The following is an 18830-nucleotide window of genomic DNA, read 5'->3' as shown; positions in this document are numbered from 1 at the left end:
CTCAGCGACCTCCGCGGGATAGTTGACGGGCCGGCCGACGCTGAAGCAGCAGGGCCACCACGTAGAACAGCGCCGCCACCAGGATGGTGACCGCGCCGGTTGGCAGGTCGAAGTGGAAGCTGAGCGCCAGGCCCGTGGTGGTGGTCATGGCACAGAGCGCGGTGGCCGCCGCCATCATCACTCCCAGCCGGGCCGTGAACCGTCCGACGGCCGCGGCTGGCAGGGCCAATAGCGCGATCACCATGACGATCCCCACCACGTAGACCAGGCTGACCACGGTCAAGGCCACCAGAACCAGCAGCAGGGTGGACCAGGCATCCACGTTCAGGCCGCGCAGGCGGGCGAATTCGGGGTCGAAACTCACGGCCACGAGCTGGTTGTAGAACAACCACACGATCAGTAAGATGATGCCATCAAGAGAGATGAGCAGAATGAGCGTCCTGGGGTCCACCAGCATGATGTTCCCGAAGAGGTAGCTCATCAGGTCGACCTTGTAGCCCGGGGAGCGGAACAGGAAGATCACGCCCAACGCCATGCCCACCGCCCAGAGCGCCGAGATCACGGTGTCCACCCTTTCGCGTCCGCCCGCCTGCACCCGGCCTAGGATCAACGCCGCCAGCAGCGCGAAGACCAGCGCCCCGTGCAGCGGATGCAGCCACGACACGCCGTGGGCGGTCTGTAGCCAGTAGGCCAGGCCCATGCCGCCGAGGACGGCGTGGGCCAGGCCGCCGGCCACGGTGGTGATGCGCCGCGTCACCACGAAGCTGCCGACCACGCCGCAGGCCACGCTGGCCGCCAGGCCGGCCAGGAGCGCCTGGCGCAGGAAGGCGAACTGACCCAGGGCTTGCCAGAACTCACCCATGATGGTCCTCCCCGGGGGTGGGGCACTGGTCGTGCTCGTGCCGTACCAGCACCATGTTCTGCATGTCGGGGAAGAAGTCCGCCAGTTCGGGGCCGATCTCCGTGGTGACGGGCAGGTGCAGGTGTCCATCGTGGACGCAGACCACCTGCCGGACATGACGCGAGACCAGGCTCACGTGGTGGCTCACGACCAGGATGGTCACGCGCTCGGAAAGCTCGGAGAGCAGGTCGTAGAGCTCGGCCTGGCTGGCGGGGTCGAGCCCGGCGGCGGGCTCGTCGAGCACCATCACCTCGGGGTCGGTGGCCAGGGCGCGGGCGATGAGCACGCGCTGGCGCTGGCCCCCCGAGAGGTGGGCGAGCGGGCGCGAGGCCAGGTCGGCACAACCGGTCGCCGCCAGCGCCGCCAGCGCGGCATCGCGGTCCCGGCGCCGGAACGGGCCCAGGTGCAGGCCCCGCCCCAGACGACCGTGGCTGACGGCTTCGAGCGCGGTGATGGGGAAGTCGTGGTCCAGCCGAGCCGACTGCGGCAGATATCCGGCGCGACGACGCGACCGGCGCGGCTCGTCGCCCAGCAGGCGGACCTCGCCGCGACGGGGTTCGAGCAAGCCGAGGGCCAGTTTCAGGAGCGTCGACTTCCCGCCGCCATTGGGTCCGATGATGGCGGTGAAGCTGCCGGCGGGCACGGTGAGGTCGACGTGGTGCAGGACGGGGCGTTGCCCGTAGGCGAAATCGACGCCGGTGAAGGCGATGGCGGCGGTCATGGCTGCAACTCCAGTCCGGCGCGCAACGCGGTGCCGATGTGCCGCAGGTTGGCGAGGTGGTCGCGGGCCAGGGGATCGAGGACCACCACGGCGAGGTCGGCCTCGCGGGCGAGTCGGCGGATCAGCTGGTCCGATTGCTGCGGTTGAACGAAGATCGTGTGGATGCCCTGGCCCTGGATCTCGGCGAGCAGCCTGCTGAGGTGGCGCGGGCTCGGCGCCAGGCCGCCGCTTTCCACCGCCTGCTGGACGAGCCCGTAATCGCGCGCCAGGTAGCCGAAGGCGGGATGGAAGACCACCATGGTGCGGCCGCGGACCGGAGCCAGCTGGTCGGTGAGTTCCTGGTCGAGGGCCTGCAGGTCGGCCTGGAGTTCGCCGAGCCGCGCGGCGATGGCCGCAGATTCGGCCGGCAGGTGGCGCGCCAGGGCGTCGGCCATGATGGCGGCCTGGTGGCTGGTGTTGCGCGCGCTCAGCCAGACGTGCGGGTCGGTCTCGCCATGGTCGTGGCCGTGGTCTGTGCAGGATGCGTCGGCCAGCAACTCGAGGCCGGCGTGGGTGGCGACGATGTCGAGCGCGGGCTGCAGGGCGGCCAGCCGCGGGGCCAGCGGCGTCTCCAGCGGCGCGCCGGTCGTGAGCCAGAGCTGGCTGCCGGCCACGGCCTGGAGCTGCCGTGGCGTGGGGTCGAAACTCGCCGGCGTCTCGCCGGGGCCCACCAGCACGCGTACCCTCACCGAATCGCCGCCGAGGCGCTCGACCAGCGAGGCGTGGGGCAGGATCGTCACCAGCACATCCAGGGGCTCGGCCGCGACGGCGAGGCCCGCGCAGAGCAGCAGGATGCCGAGCACGATTCTCATCTGATCTCCTTCCGGCACTGATCGCAGCGGCCCTTGAGCTGGACCTCGAACTCCTCGGCGCGCACGGCTCTCGGTGCTTTCCTGCCAGACTCGACATGGACGGTGGCGTCGTGCAAGCAGGTCACCTGACCGCAGTCCTGGCACACGAAGTGCGGGTGGCTGTGGGCGGGCCGAGTATGGCCGGCGGCCTCGAAGCGCCAGACCCGGTCGCCGAGGTCGGTGCGGCGCGCCAGGCCGCAGCGGGCCAGATCCTGCAGGTTGCGGTAGAGGGTGGCGCGGTCCCAGGCCCGGTCCTCGAGTGCCGCCACCACCTCGGGGTGGCTCAACGGCAGCCGTGCCCGGCGCAGGAGCTGGAGAACGGCCAGCCGGGGCCCAGTGGCGCGCAGACCGGCAGTGTGCAGGTCCTGGCGCAGGGATTCCTCGGTGAGCGGGAGGGACACGGCGGCTCCGTTCGGCGTTGGCGGTCGCCGACATTAAACGCAATTCTGTTGCATCAGCAAGCCTGGACTTGGCGTCCGGCCCGGTGATGGATACCTTCGACGCCATGGTTCGTTACCGAGATTTTGCGCTGCTCCTGGTGGCCTTCCTCGTCCTGGGGTCGGGGTTGCTGGTCTTCGTCCGTCTGGCGTTGCGGTCCTGGTGGGCGCGCGCCCGGGTGCGCCGGGGCGCCTGGATCCTCGTCGGCCTGGACCTCGCCGTGCCGACTATCTGGTTCGCCCTGACCCGCCTGGGCGCCACCGACGTGGCCGACAGCCTCGTCACCTGGCAGCTGGCGCTGTTCTTCGGACAGCTCGCCCTGGGGGGAGCACTGTTGCTGGCGGCGCTCCTGCAGGCGGCCTCGCACCTGGGCGGCCGGAACCCCTCGCCCCGGGCCGGACGTCGCCGCTTCCTGTTGCAGGCCTCGGCCGTGGCGCTGCCGGTGGCCGCCGGCGCCACCGGGCTGGGCGGCGTGGTCGAGGCCGAGGGCCCGGTCCGGTTGCGGCGACGCACGCTCCGCCTGCCGCATCTGCCGACCCCGCTCGCCGGCCTGCGCATCCTGCATTTCAGCGATGTCCACCTCTGGGACCTGGTCCGCCTGCCCGATCTCGAACGCGCGCTGCGCCGGGCGCCACGGGGCGAGTACGACCTGGTCTGCGTCACGGGCGACCTGGCCGACGACGTGACCCAGCTCCCGCGCGCCCTCGAGATGATCGCCGACCTCGACGCGCCTCTCGGCGCCTTCGCCTGCCTCGGCAACCACGAACATGCCCGTGGCCTGACGCCCATGCTCGCAGCCTATGCCGAGGGACCCGTGGAACTGCTGCGCACCAGCGGTCGTCTGCTGCGCCACGCGGGCCAGCCGTTCGTGCTGGCGGGCATCGATGACATCCGCGCGGTGCCCCGTAGCACCCAGAACGACTTCTATCCCGATCAGCTCCAGCGCACCCTGGGGCCCGTCTCGCCCGATGCGTTCACGGTGCTTCTGAGCCACCGCCCCAGCGTGTTGCCGCACGCGGCGGCCCGTGGCGTGGACCTGGTCCTCGCCGGACACACCCACGGCGGACAGATGGCGGTGGCCGGTCGCTCGATCCTGCAGCTCAACGGAGCGGTCCGCTGGGCCTGGGGCGTCTATCGCCACGAGCAGGCCGTGATGCACGTGACCTGCGGCCTGGGGCACTGGTTCCCGTTCCGCCTGGGCTGTCCGCCGGAGATGGTGCTCCTGGAGTTGCAGCCCGACGCAACCTGATCCGCTTCCCGCCCGTTTGCCTACCGCCGGGTGGCTCTCGTATAATCAGGGAGTCGCGGTCGCCAATCCATTCTTGTGCCAGGGGAATCAGATGTCCGCTCGATGTTCAATCGTCTGCTGCGCCGCCCTGCTGGTGGCCGGGGTGGCCCTGGCGGAAACGACGCTGGATGTCATCGGGTCGCTCGAGACGCCAGCACCGCGCTTCTGGGTGCCTTTCTCTCCACAGACCCTGGTGGTCAGCGACCAGGACCTCCGCCTGGTGAACTGGAGCGCACCCGAACCGCGACGCGACAACCTGGTGCGGACTTTGCCACAGCCGCCCATCGGCCTGGAGTCCTTCGGCGACTCGACCCTCGTGCGATTCGACGGTGCGGAAGGACTGCTGGGGTCTGTGGATTTCAATGGCGTGCTCAGCTTCGACGACGTGCCGGCCAACTGGCATCTGCCCAACGTCCAGATCGACGGGGTCGGCTACCGGGTGCTGGTGGAGCCGCAGATCTATCTGATCGTGCTCTCGGCGCCGGGGCCCGGGGGCATCCTGGGCCTGCTCGATTTCAGCGAGACCATCGGCCAGGCCGACGTGTGGGCATTCGCCGGCGATCGGGCCGTGCTCGGCAACGACGACGGCCTTCACGTGGTGAACCTGGCCAATCCGCTCCTGCCCACGATCATGGCCACCATCGAGCCGCCGGCGGAGGGCTGGACCGCGAGCGGACTGGCACTGCGCGAGCGCACCCTGTTCGTTCGCTGGGGTGACCGTATCGAGAGCTACGACCTCACCAATCCCCAGAACCCGATCTACCTCGGCCAGGTCGCCGCGACCGGATCTTCGCTGACTCTTGGCGGCCGCTGGCTCGTGGTGGCCGGTGCCGAGATCACCGATCCGCTCGAGGTGTTCGACACCGCCGACCCGGCGGCCATGACCGCGCGGGGGATCCTCGCCTCCTCGCTGCCACGCGGCGATCGCATCGAGGTCCACGACGACCTGATCCTGCTCGAGACCGCGGTCGGCCTGAACGGTTACCGGATCCCGACGGGCACCGATCCCATCGTCGATCTCGGCTACGCCTGGCCTCTGCTCGAGGGCGCGCTCCTGGAGGTTGCCGACCGGGCCGTCTGGCTCCAGGGCACCGACCGTCGCTATGTGGTCGACCTCACCGGCCCCGAACTGGCCACGCTGCAGGCACGTCCAGGTCGTGAGTTTGCGCTTGGCTCGTTGCTGGCCGACGGCGACGTGCTCTATTTCCATCGATCCGGCGCCGGTGTGCACCTCGAGGACCTTTCTGATCCGCTCGTGCCGGAGGAGATCGCGGTGCTCGCGCCAGATCCGCCTCTGACCTGTCTGGACGTGGTCGCAACCGTGCTGGCCGGCACCTCGGCCGACGGACTCACCCTGTTCTCGGTGGCCGACCCGACCGCTCCCACGGTCCTCGGCCAGCTCGCCCTGGACGGCGACCTGCAGCGGTGCCTCCTATTCGACGACCTCGTGGTGGTCCTGGCCGAGGTCGCCGGTCAGCCGGGCCTGGTGCACGTCGTCGACGTGGGCGAGCCCGAGTCGCCGCAGCTGGTCGCGACCTTCCTGGTCGATCCCGACGAGGATGGAGCGGCGTGGCGGCCGAGTCAGCTCGTCAGGCGCGGTAACCAGGTCCTGGTCCTGTGCCGGGATCCGCAGACCGCGCTGCCGAGCACCACGCGCACCCTGGTGGTCGACCTCGCCGATCCAGCCGCGCCCGCGTCGAGCTTCAGCGCGCAGGATGTCGATTTCTGGTGCTACGGACCCACCGACGAGCATGACCGCGACGTGGTGGCGGCCCAGCAGCCGGCGCGCATCGGCGATCGCCACGTCAGTTTCGATGGCGACCAGGTGACGGTGTACGGCTACGCCGGCGATCCGGACGCCATGATCCCGCAGGCGATCTGGACCGCACCCGGTCCGGTGCAGCGGATCGCCGCCGTGGGCAACGTCCTGGTGGTCCTCACCACCGACCGCCTCGATGTCCTGACGCTCTCGGACTCCGCACCCGTGGCGGCGCCCGTGCCACGAGCCGGACCAGCGGTGCGCGTGGCGCCCAACCCCTTCAACCCCCGGACCAGCTTCGCCTTCACCATGCCCACGGCCGGGGCCGTGGAGGTGGCGCTCTACAACGCCCGCGGTCTGCGGGTGCGCACCCTGCGCGCCAGCCTGCCCGCCGGACCGGCGAGCCTGACCTGGGAGGGGACCGATCAGGCCGGCCGGGCCTTGCCCAGCGGCACTTACCTGGTCCGGATCCGCACGCCGCAGGGCGTGCAGACCGCTCGCTGCGCCTTGATCCGCTGATCGCGCAGGTTGGCCTCCGATCCGGCCATTTGACGCGTCCCGACAGCCGCTTCCAGGCGGGTCGGCAGGCCAACTCCAGCCCTTGCCATGTCTCCGGCAAGTAACCACCTTACTGCGGTGCAGACGCGGGCCGAGGCCCGCCGCTATCGCTTTTCGACGGACCGGGCCCCCGCGGACCGGCATTCGTGCGAGGGTACAGATGAGCGACCAGACCGGTTTGGGCCTGCGTGACGACTTCCCGGTGCCCACCCTGGAGGAGTGGCACGAGGAGTGCGTCAGGCTGCTCAAGGGCATTCCCTTCGAGAAGAAGATGTTCACGCCGACGTACGAGGGCATCACGTTGCAGCCCATGTACACCAAGGCGGACCTCGAAGGGCTGGAGCACCTCGGCGCAGCGCCCGGCACTGCTCCCTTCGCCCGCGGCGTCCGGCCGCTGGGCTACCGCGAGCAGCCGTGGCAGATCGCCCAGGAGCTGCCCTATCCCACCTACGAGGAATTCAACGAGGCGCTGCGTCACGATCTCAAGTGCGGCCAGAACGCCGCGGTCCTGGTTGTCGATCGCGCCAGTCAGGCCGGCCTCGATCCCGACCAGGCCGACCCCGCCGATGTGGGTCGCGACGGTACCTCGGTGGCGTCGCTGCGCGGTCTCTGCCAGGCGCTCGACGGGGTCGATCTGGCCAGGGTGCCGGTGCACCTCGAGAGCGGTGCGGGCGCCTTGACCTACGCCGCGCTGCTGGTGGCGCTGGCGCGCAAGCGCGGCGTGGCGGACGACAGGCTGCAGGGCAGCGTGGGGCTCGACCCCCTCGCCGGCCTCGCCGAGCACGGTCGCCTGCCACTGTCGCTCGACCAGGCCTACGACGAGCTGGCCATCCTCACCGGCTGGGCCGCCGCGCACGCTCCTGGCCTGCAGACCGTCGCCGCCCGCGGCCACGTCTACCACGACGGCGGCGCCAGCGCGGTCGAGGAGCTGGCCATCACCCTGGCCGTGGCGGTGCATCATCTGCGCGAGCTGGAGACGCGCGGCCTCGACCTGGAGACCGTCGCTCCCCGCATCCGCTTCGGTTTCTCGGTGGGCACCCACTTCTTCATGGAGATCGCCCGGCTGCGCGCCGCGCGCCTGCTCTGGTCGCGCATCGTGGCGGCGGCCGGCGGCGGCGACGACGCCCAGCGCATGACCATCGGCGCGCGCACCAGCCGCTTCACCAAGACCGCGCTCGACCCCCACGTGAACATGCTGCGCACCACCACCGAGGCTATGGCCGCGGTGCTCGGCCAGGTCGACAGCCTGCACGTGGCGCCGTTCGACGAGCCACTGGGCCTGCCCGACGAGTTCAGCCGCCGCCTCGCCCGCAACACCCAGATCATGCTGCGCGAGGAGTGCCATTTCGACCTGGTGGGCGACCCGGCGGGCGGCAGCTGGTTCGTGGAGAAGCTCACCGGCCAGGTGGCCGCGGCCGCCTGGCGGCTGTTCCAGGAGATCGAGGCCGAGGGCGGGATCGTGGCCGCGCTGAAGAGCGGGTCGATCCAGGCGCGCATCGCGGGGACCGCGGGCCGGCGCCGCGAGAACCTGGCGCTGCGCAAGGATATCCTGGTGGGCACCAACCAGTATCCCAACGCCCAGGAACAGCCCCGCCCCGGACGGACGGCGAACCACGCCGCGCTGCGGGCCGAGCGCGCGCAGGTCCTGCAGGAACTGCGCACCAGCGGCGACCACCAGCAGAACGTGGAGGTGCTGCGCAAGCTCGAGGGCATCCTCCAGGGCGAGGGGCCTGCGGTCTTCGAGGCCATCGTCGCGGCAGCGGCCGCCGGCGCGACCGTGGGCGAGCTGAGTGGCACCTTCCGCCACGACGCCGACCCGCACGAACGCATCGCCCCCATCGTGTCCTGGCGCGCCGGCGAGATGTTCGAACGACTGCGCGCCGCGGTCCGCGACCACGGCGATCCCCGCGACACCACGGTCTTCTGCGCCAATCTCGGCAATGTGGCGCGCTACATGCCCCGGCTCGATTTCACCCGTGGGTTCTTCCAGACCGGCGGCTTCGCCGTGCAGGCCGACCGCTTCTTCAAGACGCCGGCGGAGGCCGCCGAGGCCGCCTCGCTGAGCAAGGCCCGCACGGTGGTCCTGGTGGGCCTGGACGAAACCTATGCCGAGCAAGCGGTGGCGACGGTCGCACAGCTCAAGGCGCGCGATATCGAGACCGTGCTGCTTGCCGGCATGCCCAAGGATCTGGCCGACCAGCTGCAGGAGGCCGGCCTCGACGACTTCATCCACGTCCGCTCCGACGCCCACGCGGTGTTGAGCGAACTGGCCCGCACCAAGGGGGTCGCGCTGTGAGCCGGATTCCTGATTACACCAAGGTCGACCTCGCCCAGCCCACCGGTGCCGCCGACCGCGCGGCCTGGGCCGCCAGCGTGCGCGAACGCGGCGGCGATCCCGACGCCGTCTGGCGGACCAACGAGCAGATCGACGTGCGCGCGCTCTACGACGCCGCGGACATCGCGGACCTCGAGCACGTCGACTACACCGCGGGCATCCCGCCGTTCCTGCGCGGGCCCTACGCCACCATGTACGTGCTGCGGCCGTGGACCGTGCGGCAGTACGCCGGCTTCTCCACCGCCGAGGAATCCAACGCATTCTACCGGCGCAACCTCGCGGCCGGTCAGAAGGGCCTGTCGGTGGCCTTCGACCTGGCGACGCACCGCGGCTACGACAGCGACCACCCGCGCGTGGTCGGCGACGTGGGCAAGGCCGGCGTGGCCATCGACTCGATCCTCGACATGAAGACGCTCTTCGACGGCATCCCGCTCGACAAGATGTCGGTCTCCATGACGATGAACGGGGCGGTGCTGCCGGTGATGGCGTTCTACATCGTGGCGGCGCTGGAGCAGGGGGCCTCGCTGGATCAGCTCGCGGGCACGATCCAGAACGACATCCTCAAGGAGTACATGGTCCGCAACACCTACATCTACCCACCCGACTTCTCCATGAAGATCATCGGCGACATCTTCGAGTACACCTCGCGGCAGATGCCCAAGTTCAACTCCATCTCCATCAGCGGCTACCACATGCAGGAGGCCGGCGCCACCGCGGACCTCGAGCTGGCCTACACCATCGCCGACGGCCTGGAGTACGTGCGCACGGGTCTGGCGGCGGGGCTCGACATCGACGCCTTCGCCCCGCGCCTGTCGTTCTTCTGGGCCGAGGGCATGAACTACTTCATGGAGATGGCCAAGCTGCGCGCGGGCCGGGTGATCTGGGCCAAGCTGCTCAAGCAGTTCGAACCCCGGAGCCCCAAGTCGCTGGCGCTGCGCACCCACAGCCAGACCTCGGGCTGGTCGCTCGCCGAGCAGGATCCGTTCAACAACGTGGTCCGCACCTGCGTGGAGGCCATGGCGGCGGCGCTGGGCCACACCCAGTCGCTGCACACCAACGCGCTGGACGAGGCCATCGCGCTACCGACCGATTTCTCGGCGCGCATCGCCCGCAACACCCAGCTCTACCTGCAGGACGAGACGCAGATCTGCCGCGTGGTCGATCCCTGGGGCGGGAGCTACTATCTGGAGAGCCTCACGCACGAGCTGATCCAGAAGGCGTGGGGCCACATCCAGGAAGTGGAGCAGATGGGCGGCATGGCCAAGGCCATCGCCTCGGGGCTGCCCAAGCTGCGCATCGAGGAAGCCTCGGCGCGCCGGCAGGCGCACATCGACAGCGGCCAGGAGACCATCGTCGGCGTGAACAAGTACCGCCTCGATCACCAGGATCCGCTGGAGATCCTCGAGGTCGACAACACCGAGGTCCGGCGGCAGCAGGTCGAAAGGCTGGAGAAGCTCAAGGTCGAGCGCGACGGCGCAGCGGTGGAGGCGGCGTTGAACGCGCTCACCGAGTGCGCCCGCACCGGCGAGGGCAACCTGCTCTCGCTGGCGGTGGACGCGGCGCGGGTACGCGCCACCCTGGGCGAGATCTCCGACGCCTGCGAGAAGGTCGCCGGCCGCCACAAGGCCGAGATCAAGACCATCAGCGGCGTCTACAGCGCCGAGTACGGCGAGGAGGGTGAGGTGACCGAGGTCAGCCAGCTCATCGAGACCTTCGCGAAACACGAGGGCCGTCGGCCGCGCATCATGATCGCCAAGATGGGCCAGGACGGACACGACCGGGGCGCCAAGGTGGTGGCCACGGCCTACGCCGATCTGGGTTTCGACGTGGACATGGGGCCGCTCTTCCAGACCCCCGAGGAGACCGCCAGGCAGGCGGTGGAGAACGATGTTCACGTGGTGGGCATGTCGTCGCTGGCCGCGGGGCACAAGACGCTGTTGCCGCAGCTCGTGGCCGAGCTGAAGAAGCTGGGGCGCGAGGACATCATGGTGATCTGCGGCGGGGTGATCCCGGCGCAGGACTACGACTTCCTGCGCGAGCACGGAGCCGCGGCGATCTTCGGGCCGGGCACCGTGATCCCCGAGGCGGCCAAGGTGATCATGGTGGAGCTGAATCGGCGGCTGGGGTACGCGGAGTAGCGATCGTCTGCCGCCGCGACCGTCGATCCCATCGATGAGGGCTCCCCCGGGGGCCCTCATCGTCATGAGAGGCCGTCACGTCCGCGGCCCCCGTCCGCGGTCACTCGCGCGATACCGACCAGCTCTGCACGATGGCGATCTCGGGATCTAGGTTCTCGTCGACCACCAGATCGGTCACCAGGAAACGCTCGCCATCCTCCGTGACGCCGAACGTGGCCGGCCAGCCGAAGGGCTGCCGGTCATCGATCTCCAGTCTTGAAAACAGCTTGCGCGGGCGACTGAGGACGAGGGGGTCGTAGGTCACGTCGACGGCGAAGATGTCGTTGCCGGACGCGAAGTACAATTCCTTGCCGTCACCCTTCCAGCGCGGCCACAGCCCGCCGTCGATGGAGACGGGCAGCTTCTGATCGGCGTCCGGCCAGGTCGTCAGGTAGACCTGCGCGGAGCCCGACTCCTCGGACACGTAGGCCACGTAGCGGGCATCGGCTGGCGAGGGACGGGCCGCGTACTCGGCGGCGTCGCCGGACAGGAACAGCCGGGGCTCCTGGTCGCCCACGAGATCCAGCCAGGCGATGTCCTGCTTCTCGTTGGCACCGATCGCGGTGTAGAAGAGGCGCTCGCCGTCGCGGGTGACCGCGGGGCAGGCCGCGTAGTAATGAGGGCCCAGGTCGCCGGCCGGGATGAGCAGTTGCTCGGGCTCGTTGCGGTCGACCCGTTGGCTGCCGATGCGGTAGTTGCCCTCGGTGCCGGTGGCGAAATAGATCGTGGCGCCGTCCCAGGAGAACGAGACCATGTCGTGCTCGACCTCGGTGAACGTCACGCGGGTGCGGGCCTGGCGGTCGTCGTGCAGATAGATGTCGGTCTGTTTGGTCTGCATCGCGGCGGCCCGGCTTCCGTCCGGTGTGAGAGCATACGCCGCCCAGATGTCCTCCGGCTGGCCGAGCTGCTTCACGAGCGCACCCGTCCGATCGACGAGGACCAGCCGTCTGAGGATCGTGCCGGCGTTCCGGATGTAGGCGAGCGTGCCGTTCTTCGCCACGGTCGGGATCGCCGTGTTGCGCTCCACCGGGAAGGGGTCGCCGCGAATGGTCAGATCGGCCAGCGAGAACGCGACCGCCCAGAGATCGGACTCGTCCTGGAAGAGGAGATGTCCCGAGGGCGAGTAGCAGGGGTCGCTGATGTTCGCCCCGGGGATCGTGAGCACCTGGGTCAAGGCTCCCTCCAGGGATACGATTCCGATGGTGTTGACCCCGGCCTGCATGTGCATGCCCACGACGAGGCCCTCTCCGTCGGGCAAGGCTTCAGGCTCGTGGTAGTCGACGATCGCCGAGTCGGCGGTTCCCACGAAGGTCGTGATGCTGCCCCCGGACGCGGGCACGACCATCAGGTCCTGCGTCCCTCGGAACACGATGCGGTCGTCCGCGAGCCAGGCGCCGCCCGTGGTGCGGGAGATGGCCATCTCGGCGGTGCAGATCAGCTGCCGCTGGGTGCCGTCCGGGCGTACACGCCAGATGTCCCTGCCGACGGCGAAGGCCAGCCAGTCGCCGGCGGGCGACCAGAACGGCGAGGAGGCTTCCTCCGAGTGGGGGATCTCGATGGCGTCCCAGCTGTCCAGTGGACGGACGTAGAGCTTCCGGCCGTTGATGTAGGCGATGCGCGAGCCGTCGGGAGAGATGACCAGGCCTCCGTGGGTGTAGCGCAGGTCGACATCGCCCGACACGGGAACCGAGAACCTCCCCACCGTCGGCCGTGGTGGTGGGGAACCGATCCTGGTCAGGCCCACGCCGAGGGCCGCAACCGCGGTCACCGCCAGCAGCCAGGCGGCGATCTCGCGGGGACGGATACCCTTCGCGCGGGTCGGGCCGGCGGGCTGCGGCGCCGCGACGCTGCCGAGGATCGTCGAGGCGGTGGTGTCGCCGGCCTGCACGGCCTCGAGGATGAGCCGGGCCTCGCCGATGTCGCGTAGCCGCTGCCTGGGGTCCTTCTCGAGGCAGCGGTCGAGCAGCGTCCGGATCGCAGGGGGCACCCGGGCCGGCAGCGCCTCGCGGTCGGGCTGCTCCTTGAGGATGGAGGCCAGGGTGTCGGACATGGTGTCCCCACCGAACGCCCGCGATCCCGTGAGCATCTCGTAGAGGACGATGCCGAAGGAGAAGATGTCGGTGCGCTTGTCGACCGCCAGCCCCCGGGCCTGTTCCGGGGACATGTAGGCCGCGGTGCCCAGGATCATGCCGGCGCGGGTCATGGCCGCGGTCAGCGTGGGTGTCAGCGACGGGTCCTCGGTCGTCGTGGGATCGGTTTCCAGAGCCCGGGCCAGGCCGAAATCCAGGATCTTCACCGACCCGTCCGCTCCCGGCTTGATGTTGGCGGGTTTCAGATCGCGGTGGACGATGCCCTTGTCGTGCGCGGCCTCCAGGCCGGTGGCCACCTGCCGGGCCATGTCCACTACGCTGTCCAGGGGGAGGGCGCCCTGCGCCAGCCGCTGGGCGAGATCCTCGCCCTCGACGAGTTCCAGCACCAGGAAGGTCTGCCCGTCCGCGGTCTCGAGTCCGTAGATCGAGGCCACGTTGGGATGCTGCAACGCGGCCAGGGTGCGCGCCTCGCGCTGGAAGCGGGCCAGGCGTTCCTTGTCGTCGTCGAAACCGGCGGGCAGGAGCTTGATCGCGACGTCGCGGCCCAGCTTGGTGTCCGTGGCGCGGTAGACTTCACCCATGCCGCCCTTGCCGAGCAGGGCGGTGATCTCGTAGTGGGCCAGCTTCTTGCCGATCAAGGAGACCTCGGTTGGTGGGGGGGGGCGTAATCAGGATTCGCAATATCCTAGTTCAGCGCTTGCCGGGTGGCAATGGGCGCCGCGACAGGTGGATATCGTTGCTACGCAGATTCCTTAAGAAGACTTCCAGATTCTTGTTATAGCGCTTTCAAGTAGGCCGGTCGGCACTGATAATCGATACTCCTGCCCATATCGGAGCAAGCGCGCCCCAATGCAAAGGATCCGCCATGAACGTGCCCGCAGTTCGGACGGCCACCATCCTGTTCGTTCTCGTGGCGATGGGATCCGACGCCTTGCTTGCCGGCGACGATAGCCTGACCACCGACCTCGGGGACGGGGTCGCCCTCGCCGAGTTCGGCGAAGGTCGGATCCAGTGGAGCGTGCTGGTGGGCACCGGTGACGAGGCGGTCTGGATCGACGAGGAACTCTACCTCGACGTCTCGGGCGAGGATCTCGAGATCCTCTGCACGGTGGAGAACCTGCGCGACCCGGACGTGCCGCTGCGCGATGTGCGCATCGAGATCGTGCCGCCCGCCCAGAAGGCCATGTCCTCGAGCCGCGTGGCGCGGGCGGCGGGACCGGGCGGATCCCGCACCGACGCGGCCAGGTCGCTGCTGGGGATCGTACCCTTGCCCGATCCCCAGGCGTCCAGGAAGGTGGCCCGCGGCAGCCGCACTCCCGATCGTGCCGGTCAACCGCAGGCGACCGCGCTGGACATCGACCTCGACAGCTACCAGGAGCAGCTCCGCGCCACCCCGAACGCCGGCTTCGTGAGCATGGTCGAGGAACAGGGCTTCGATCAGGGCCTCGAGGTGCTGAACATCTTCAACCCCACGGCCCAGGGCCGCTGGCGGGTGAAGGTCACCGGCAATGCCGGCGACCCGTTCATCGTGGTGGCGAGGGCCACACCGATCGAAATGTCCGCTGCCGAGGCGGCGGTATTCGCCGACGCCGCCGAGCAGTTGTCGGAGTCGATCGGCCATGTGCTGGAAGAGATGACGGTTCCGGCGGGCGAAGTCGTGAGCAAGGCGTCGCGCGGGAACGATGATGGGCGCGTCGCCATGAATGTCTCTAGTTGGTTCAAATGCGACGCGTGCTGCGCCTGCGATCGGACCATCATCCTGCTGGGCCTCACCTACGCGGTCTGCAAGATCTGGGGCACTGAGGCGCGCCAGAAGATCGCCAATGATCCCGAGGTCCAGCGGGTCTTCTTCGCCTACATGGAAAACGTCATGAAGAATATCTGCGGGGCCCTTGGCTTGCGGTACGCCTCCGGGTGGGTGGGGATCCTCCGCGACCGGGATCCGTTCTGCTATTTCGACAACATGAACAAGCTGGTCTGCCACTGGGCGCCGAGACTCTTGGATTTCACTCCGTTCTGTCCTGAGGTGTGCCTGCCCGAGGACGGTCCCGATCAACCCGGTTTCCCTGCCGCTGGCATCGACCCAGACCTCGACCAGGACTGGCTGACGCAGGCCACCCGCTGGCAGGCGTTCGACCGCGACCTGATCTGCGCCCAGACCTTCACGGTGGGCAAGCGCGGCATTCTGCGTGAGATCGAGCTGGGTATCAGCCAGCAAAGCGGCGGTGCCGACGAGCAGTTGCGGCTGCAGATCGCCCGCGTGGACGCGTCGGGGCGGCCTTCGCTGAGCGGCCAGGACGTGCTCGTCGAGAAATGGCTCCACCCCGGTTCCTTCTCGGTCCGGCCGGATCCGGATGGCATGGCGCCCGGCCCGCCGGGCCAACCCGGAACGACCCATGCCGTCGGGCAACCCGCGCCGGCCGCGGCCATCGACCTGTACTACGACCAGATCCAGGTGTTTCCCGGCGAGACGCTGGCGATCGTCGTGACGCACCGCGGCGCGAGGTCCTACGCCTGGAGTTACGAGGACGGTTATGCCGATGGCCAGAGCTTCACCAGGCCGGTGCGCGGCGGCGGCTGGACGCCGCGGGGCGGCGATTTCTCGTTCCGCACTTACGTGAGGAACACTGGCTCACCAGGGGCCGCGCCCACCTCGGCGGAATGGGTCCCCGACACGCGCAAGAGCCAGCCGGTCTGGAACCGCAACTGGGTGGCGCAGACGCTGGTCGTGCCGGAAGGCGGGCTCGTCGAGGCCATCGAGCTGGGGATCTACCGCACGCGGGACGTCCGCGACGAACTGCAGGTCGAGATCCGGCAGGTGGATGCCAGGGGAATGCCGGAGGGCGAGGTCCTCTTCTCCGAGCGCTACGACCCCGACATGTTCCCGGCCGAGGGCGAGAAGCGACTGGCGGTCATCGATGTCAGCCGGAGGATGCTGAGCGTCGAGCCGGGCCAGCGCCTGACGATCGCTGTCCGCAACAGGAGCAGCGATGCCTACGAGTGGTGGTACCTGGACGGCTATCCCGATGGGAAGGGCTATGTCGAGGGTTCCTCCGGCTGGATGGACTGGAAGTGCGACTTCATGTTCCGCGTGAACGTGGGCAAGAATTGAGGACCTGCGGGGCGACGAAGGCATGATCAGACATCGTGTCCTGGTTTCCATGTACACCGCGCTTGCCAGGGTGTATCAAGGTCAAAACAATCGTTCTGACCATCATCCAGGAGACATGTCATGGATGTTGCTCTCCTATCCCGCATCCAGTTCGCCCTGACCATCGGTTTCCACTACTTCTACCCGCCGCTCAGTATCGGCCTCGGCCTGATCCTGGTCCTCATGGAAGGCCTCTATTTGAGGACGAGGAACCCGCTCTACCACCAGCTCACCCGCTTCTGGGTCCGCATCTTCGGGCTCATCTTCGCCTTCGGCGTGGGCACCGGCATCGTCATGGAGTTCGAGTTCGGCACCAACTGGGCGCAGTATTCGCGCTTCGTGGGCGACATCTTCGGCGGGCCGCTCGCCGCCGAGGGTATCTTTGCCTTCTTCCTCGAGTCGGGCTTCCTGGCGCTCCTGCTCTTCGGCTGGGACCGCATCAGCGCGCGCATGCACTTCTTCGCCACCTGCATGGTCTGCCTGGGTGCGCACTTCTCGGCGATCTGGATCATCGTGGCCAACAGCTGGATGCAGACGCCCACGGCCTACCACATCGTCGAGACCGCCGTGGGCGCGCGCGCCGAGGTGACCAGTTTCTGGGGCGCGGTGCTCAACCCGTCCACCCTCGACCGTCTCACCCACACGCTCATGGGCGCCTGGCAGACCGGGGCGTTCTTCGTGATCTCGGTGGGCGCCTTCTACCTGCTCCGCCGGCAGCACACCGAGTTCGCCCGGGCTTCCATGAAGGTCGCGCTGGTGGTGGCCATGGCCGCCTCGCTCCTGCAGCTGACCACCGGCCACGGCAACGCCGTGATGGTGGCCGAGCACCAGCCCGCCAAGCTCGCGGCCTTCGAGGGCATCTACGAGACCGGAGGCGCGGCCGACCTGACGGTCCTCGGTTGGGTCGACGAGAAGAACGAGACCGTCTACGGCATCAAGATTCCCGGCCTCCTGAGCTGGCTCATCGACCAGGACACCGCCACCGTGGTCCGTGGCCTGAACGAGTGGCCCGAGGCCGACCGGCCGCCGGTGCAGGTCACGTTCCAGACCTACCACTTCATGGTGGCCATCGGCATGGCGCTCATCGCGCTGGCCTGGGGGGGCGGCCTGCTCGCCTGGCGCGGCCTGCTCTTCACCCAGCGCTGGCTGCTCTGGATCTTCGTGTTCTCGGTGCTGCTGCCGCAGGCCGCCAACCAGCTCGGCTGGGCCGCCGCCGAGATCGGCCGCCAGCCGTGGATCGTCTACGAGCTCATGCGCACCGCCGACGCCGTGAGCGACAATATCTCGGCCGGCCAGGTGCTGTTCTCGCTGATCCTGTTCACCCTGATCTACCTGGCGCTGTTCGTGGTCTTCATCGTGCTGCTGGACCAGAAGGTGCGCAAGGGACCGCTGCCCGAGGATCTGCCGGCCGGGGAGGTGTCGTGATGGGCGCCGAGTTCTACAACGTGATCTGGTACCTGCTCGTGGGCGTGCTCTTCACCGGCTACGCCATCCTCGACGGCTTCGACCTCGGGGTCGGCGGCCTGCATCTGCTGGCCCGCGACGACCGCGACCGCCGCGTGTTCCTCAACGCCATCGGTCCGTTCTGGGACGGCAACCAGGTCTGGCTGGTGACCGGAGGCGGCGCGCTGTTCGCCGCGTTCCCCCACGTCTACGCCACCGCCTTCAGCGGCTTCTACCTCGCGTTCATCGTGCTGCTGTTCACCCTGATCTTCCGCGGCGTGTCGATCCACGTGCGCAGCCTGCGGCCGGGGTCGCGGTGGCGCGGGTTCTGGGACTGGGCCTTCAGCGTCTCGAGCCTGCTGGCGTCGCTCCTGATCGGCGTGGCGCTGGGCAACGTGGCCTGGGGCGTGCCGCTGGAGCCCAACTTCCGCTACCAGGGCGACCTCCTGGCGCAGATCCACCCCTACACCGTGCTCACGGGTCTGCTGGTGGTGGCCATGTTCCTGATGCACGGCGCCATCTACCTGGTGCTGAAGACCGAGGGCGAATTGAACGAGCGCGTGCGCACCTGGGTGCGTCCCACCATCATCGGCTTCATCATCCTCTACGTGGTGGTGACCATGGCCACCCTGCTCTACCTGCCACACATGGCCGCGCCGTTCCGCGCGCAGCCGCTCCTGTTCCTGGTGCCGGCCCTGAGCGTGCTGGCCATCGCCAACATCCCGCGCGAGATGCACCTCGGCCGCGAACTGCGTGCCTTCCTCTCGTCGTCCTTGACCATGGTGCTCATGCTGGCGCTCTTCGGCATCGGCATGTTCCCCGAGCTGATCCACTCGCGCCCCGACCCCGAGCTGAGCATGACCGCCTACAACGCGGCCAGCTCCACGGCGACGCTGCGGACCATGCTCATCCTGGCCTGCATCGGCATGCCGCTGGTGCTGGGATACACCGCGCACATCTACCGCGTGTTCCAGGGCAAGGTGAAGCTGGATTCCATGTCGTATTGACCGACCGGCGGGGGGCCGCGTCCCGGCGAGGCCCCCCGACCCACCTTGGCCTTGGCCTGGACCCGGCACCTG

12 protein-coding genes are annotated in these 18830 nt (G+C 68.9%); 7 read left to right on the top strand and 5 right to left on the bottom strand.

The window, feature by feature from the left end:
• Position 1: 1 nt before the first annotated feature.
• From IFSED24_RS08515 to IFSED24_RS08500, 4 genes are read right to left on the bottom strand one after another with little or no spacing between them, the layout of a single operon-like run.
• Positions 2 to 862, bottom strand: coding sequence for a metal ABC transporter permease (locus tag IFSED24_RS08515; protein WP_491334793.1), 861 nt, complete (start codon positions 860 to 862; stop codon positions 2 to 4).
• Positions 855 to 1622 carry a metal ABC transporter ATP-binding protein gene (locus IFSED24_RS08510; RefSeq protein ID WP_491334792.1) on the bottom strand — a complete coding sequence of 256 codons (768 nt, stop codon included), beginning with the start codon at positions 1620 to 1622 and terminating at the stop codon, positions 855 to 857. Before IFSED24_RS08510 ends, IFSED24_RS08515 begins: the two co-directional genes overlap by 8 nt.
• Complete coding sequence (locus IFSED24_RS08505; protein ID WP_491334791.1) at positions 1619 to 2473, bottom strand: metal ABC transporter solute-binding protein, Zn/Mn family; 855 nt, start codon at positions 2471 to 2473, stop codon at positions 1619 to 1621. Before IFSED24_RS08505 ends, IFSED24_RS08510 begins: the two co-directional genes overlap by 4 nt.
• Complete coding sequence (locus IFSED24_RS08500) at positions 2470 to 2913, bottom strand: Fur family transcriptional regulator (RefSeq protein ID WP_491334790.1); 444 nt, start codon at positions 2911 to 2913, stop codon at positions 2470 to 2472. Before IFSED24_RS08500 ends, IFSED24_RS08505 begins: the two co-directional genes overlap by 4 nt.
• A gap of 104 nt (positions 2914 to 3017) precedes the next feature.
• Between IFSED24_RS08500 and IFSED24_RS08495 the strand changes: the two genes are divergently transcribed.
• The 4 genes from IFSED24_RS08495 to scpA all read left to right on the top strand — a co-directional run bounded on the left by IFSED24_RS08495 (position 3018) and on the right by scpA (position 11028).
• The gene (locus tag IFSED24_RS08495; RefSeq protein ID WP_491334789.1) at positions 3018 to 4199 is read left to right on the top strand and encodes a metallophosphoesterase; all 1182 of its coding nucleotides are present in this window, start codon (positions 3018 to 3020) and stop codon (positions 4197 to 4199) included.
• A gap of 91 nt (positions 4200 to 4290) precedes the next feature.
• A complete protein-coding gene (locus IFSED24_RS08490) occupies positions 4291 to 6516 on the top strand; it encodes a FlgD immunoglobulin-like domain containing protein (protein ID WP_491334788.1) in 2226 nt (741 codons plus the stop codon).
• A gap of 199 nt (positions 6517 to 6715) precedes the next feature.
• Positions 6716 to 8851, top strand: a complete 2136-nt coding sequence (locus IFSED24_RS08485) for a methylmalonyl-CoA mutase family protein (RefSeq protein WP_491334787.1) — start codon at positions 6716 to 6718, stop codon at positions 8849 to 8851.
• Positions 8848 to 11028 carry a methylmalonyl-CoA mutase gene (scpA, locus tag IFSED24_RS08480; protein WP_491334786.1) on the top strand — a complete coding sequence of 727 codons (2181 nt, stop codon included), beginning with the start codon at positions 8848 to 8850 and terminating at the stop codon, positions 11026 to 11028. The genes IFSED24_RS08485 and scpA overlap by 4 nt, the downstream gene beginning before the upstream one ends.
• 100 nt (positions 11029 to 11128) lie before the next feature.
• Here scpA and IFSED24_RS08475 read toward each other — a convergent pair whose 3' ends face one another.
• On the bottom strand, positions 11129 to 13795 hold the full coding sequence (locus IFSED24_RS08475) for a protein kinase domain-containing protein (RefSeq protein WP_491334785.1): 2667 nt from the start codon (positions 13793 to 13795) through the stop codon (positions 11129 to 11131).
• 227 nt (positions 13796 to 14022) lie between these two features.
• On the opposite strand from IFSED24_RS08475, the gene IFSED24_RS08470 reads away from it, so the two are divergent.
• The 3 genes from IFSED24_RS08470 to cydB all read left to right on the top strand — a co-directional run bounded on the left by IFSED24_RS08470 (position 14023) and on the right by cydB (position 18758).
• Positions 14023 to 16269, top strand: a complete 2247-nt coding sequence (locus IFSED24_RS08470; protein ID WP_491334784.1) for a hypothetical protein — start codon at positions 14023 to 14025, stop codon at positions 16267 to 16269.
• Between the two features lie 120 nt (positions 16270 to 16389).
• Positions 16390 to 17733, top strand: coding sequence for a cytochrome ubiquinol oxidase subunit I (locus IFSED24_RS08465; protein ID WP_491334783.1), 1344 nt, complete (start codon positions 16390 to 16392; stop codon positions 17731 to 17733).
• Positions 17733 to 18758, top strand: a complete 1026-nt coding sequence (gene cydB, locus IFSED24_RS08460; RefSeq protein WP_491334782.1) for a cytochrome d ubiquinol oxidase subunit II — start codon at positions 17733 to 17735, stop codon at positions 18756 to 18758. The genes IFSED24_RS08465 and cydB overlap by 1 nt, the downstream gene beginning before the upstream one ends.
• Positions 18759 to 18830: the final 72 nt, after the last annotated feature.

The organism is Candidatus Latescibacter sp. IFSED24, assembly GCF_058273205.1.
Note: the sequence above shows the minus strand (reverse complement) of the source record. Positions and strands in the feature narration are given on the sequence as shown.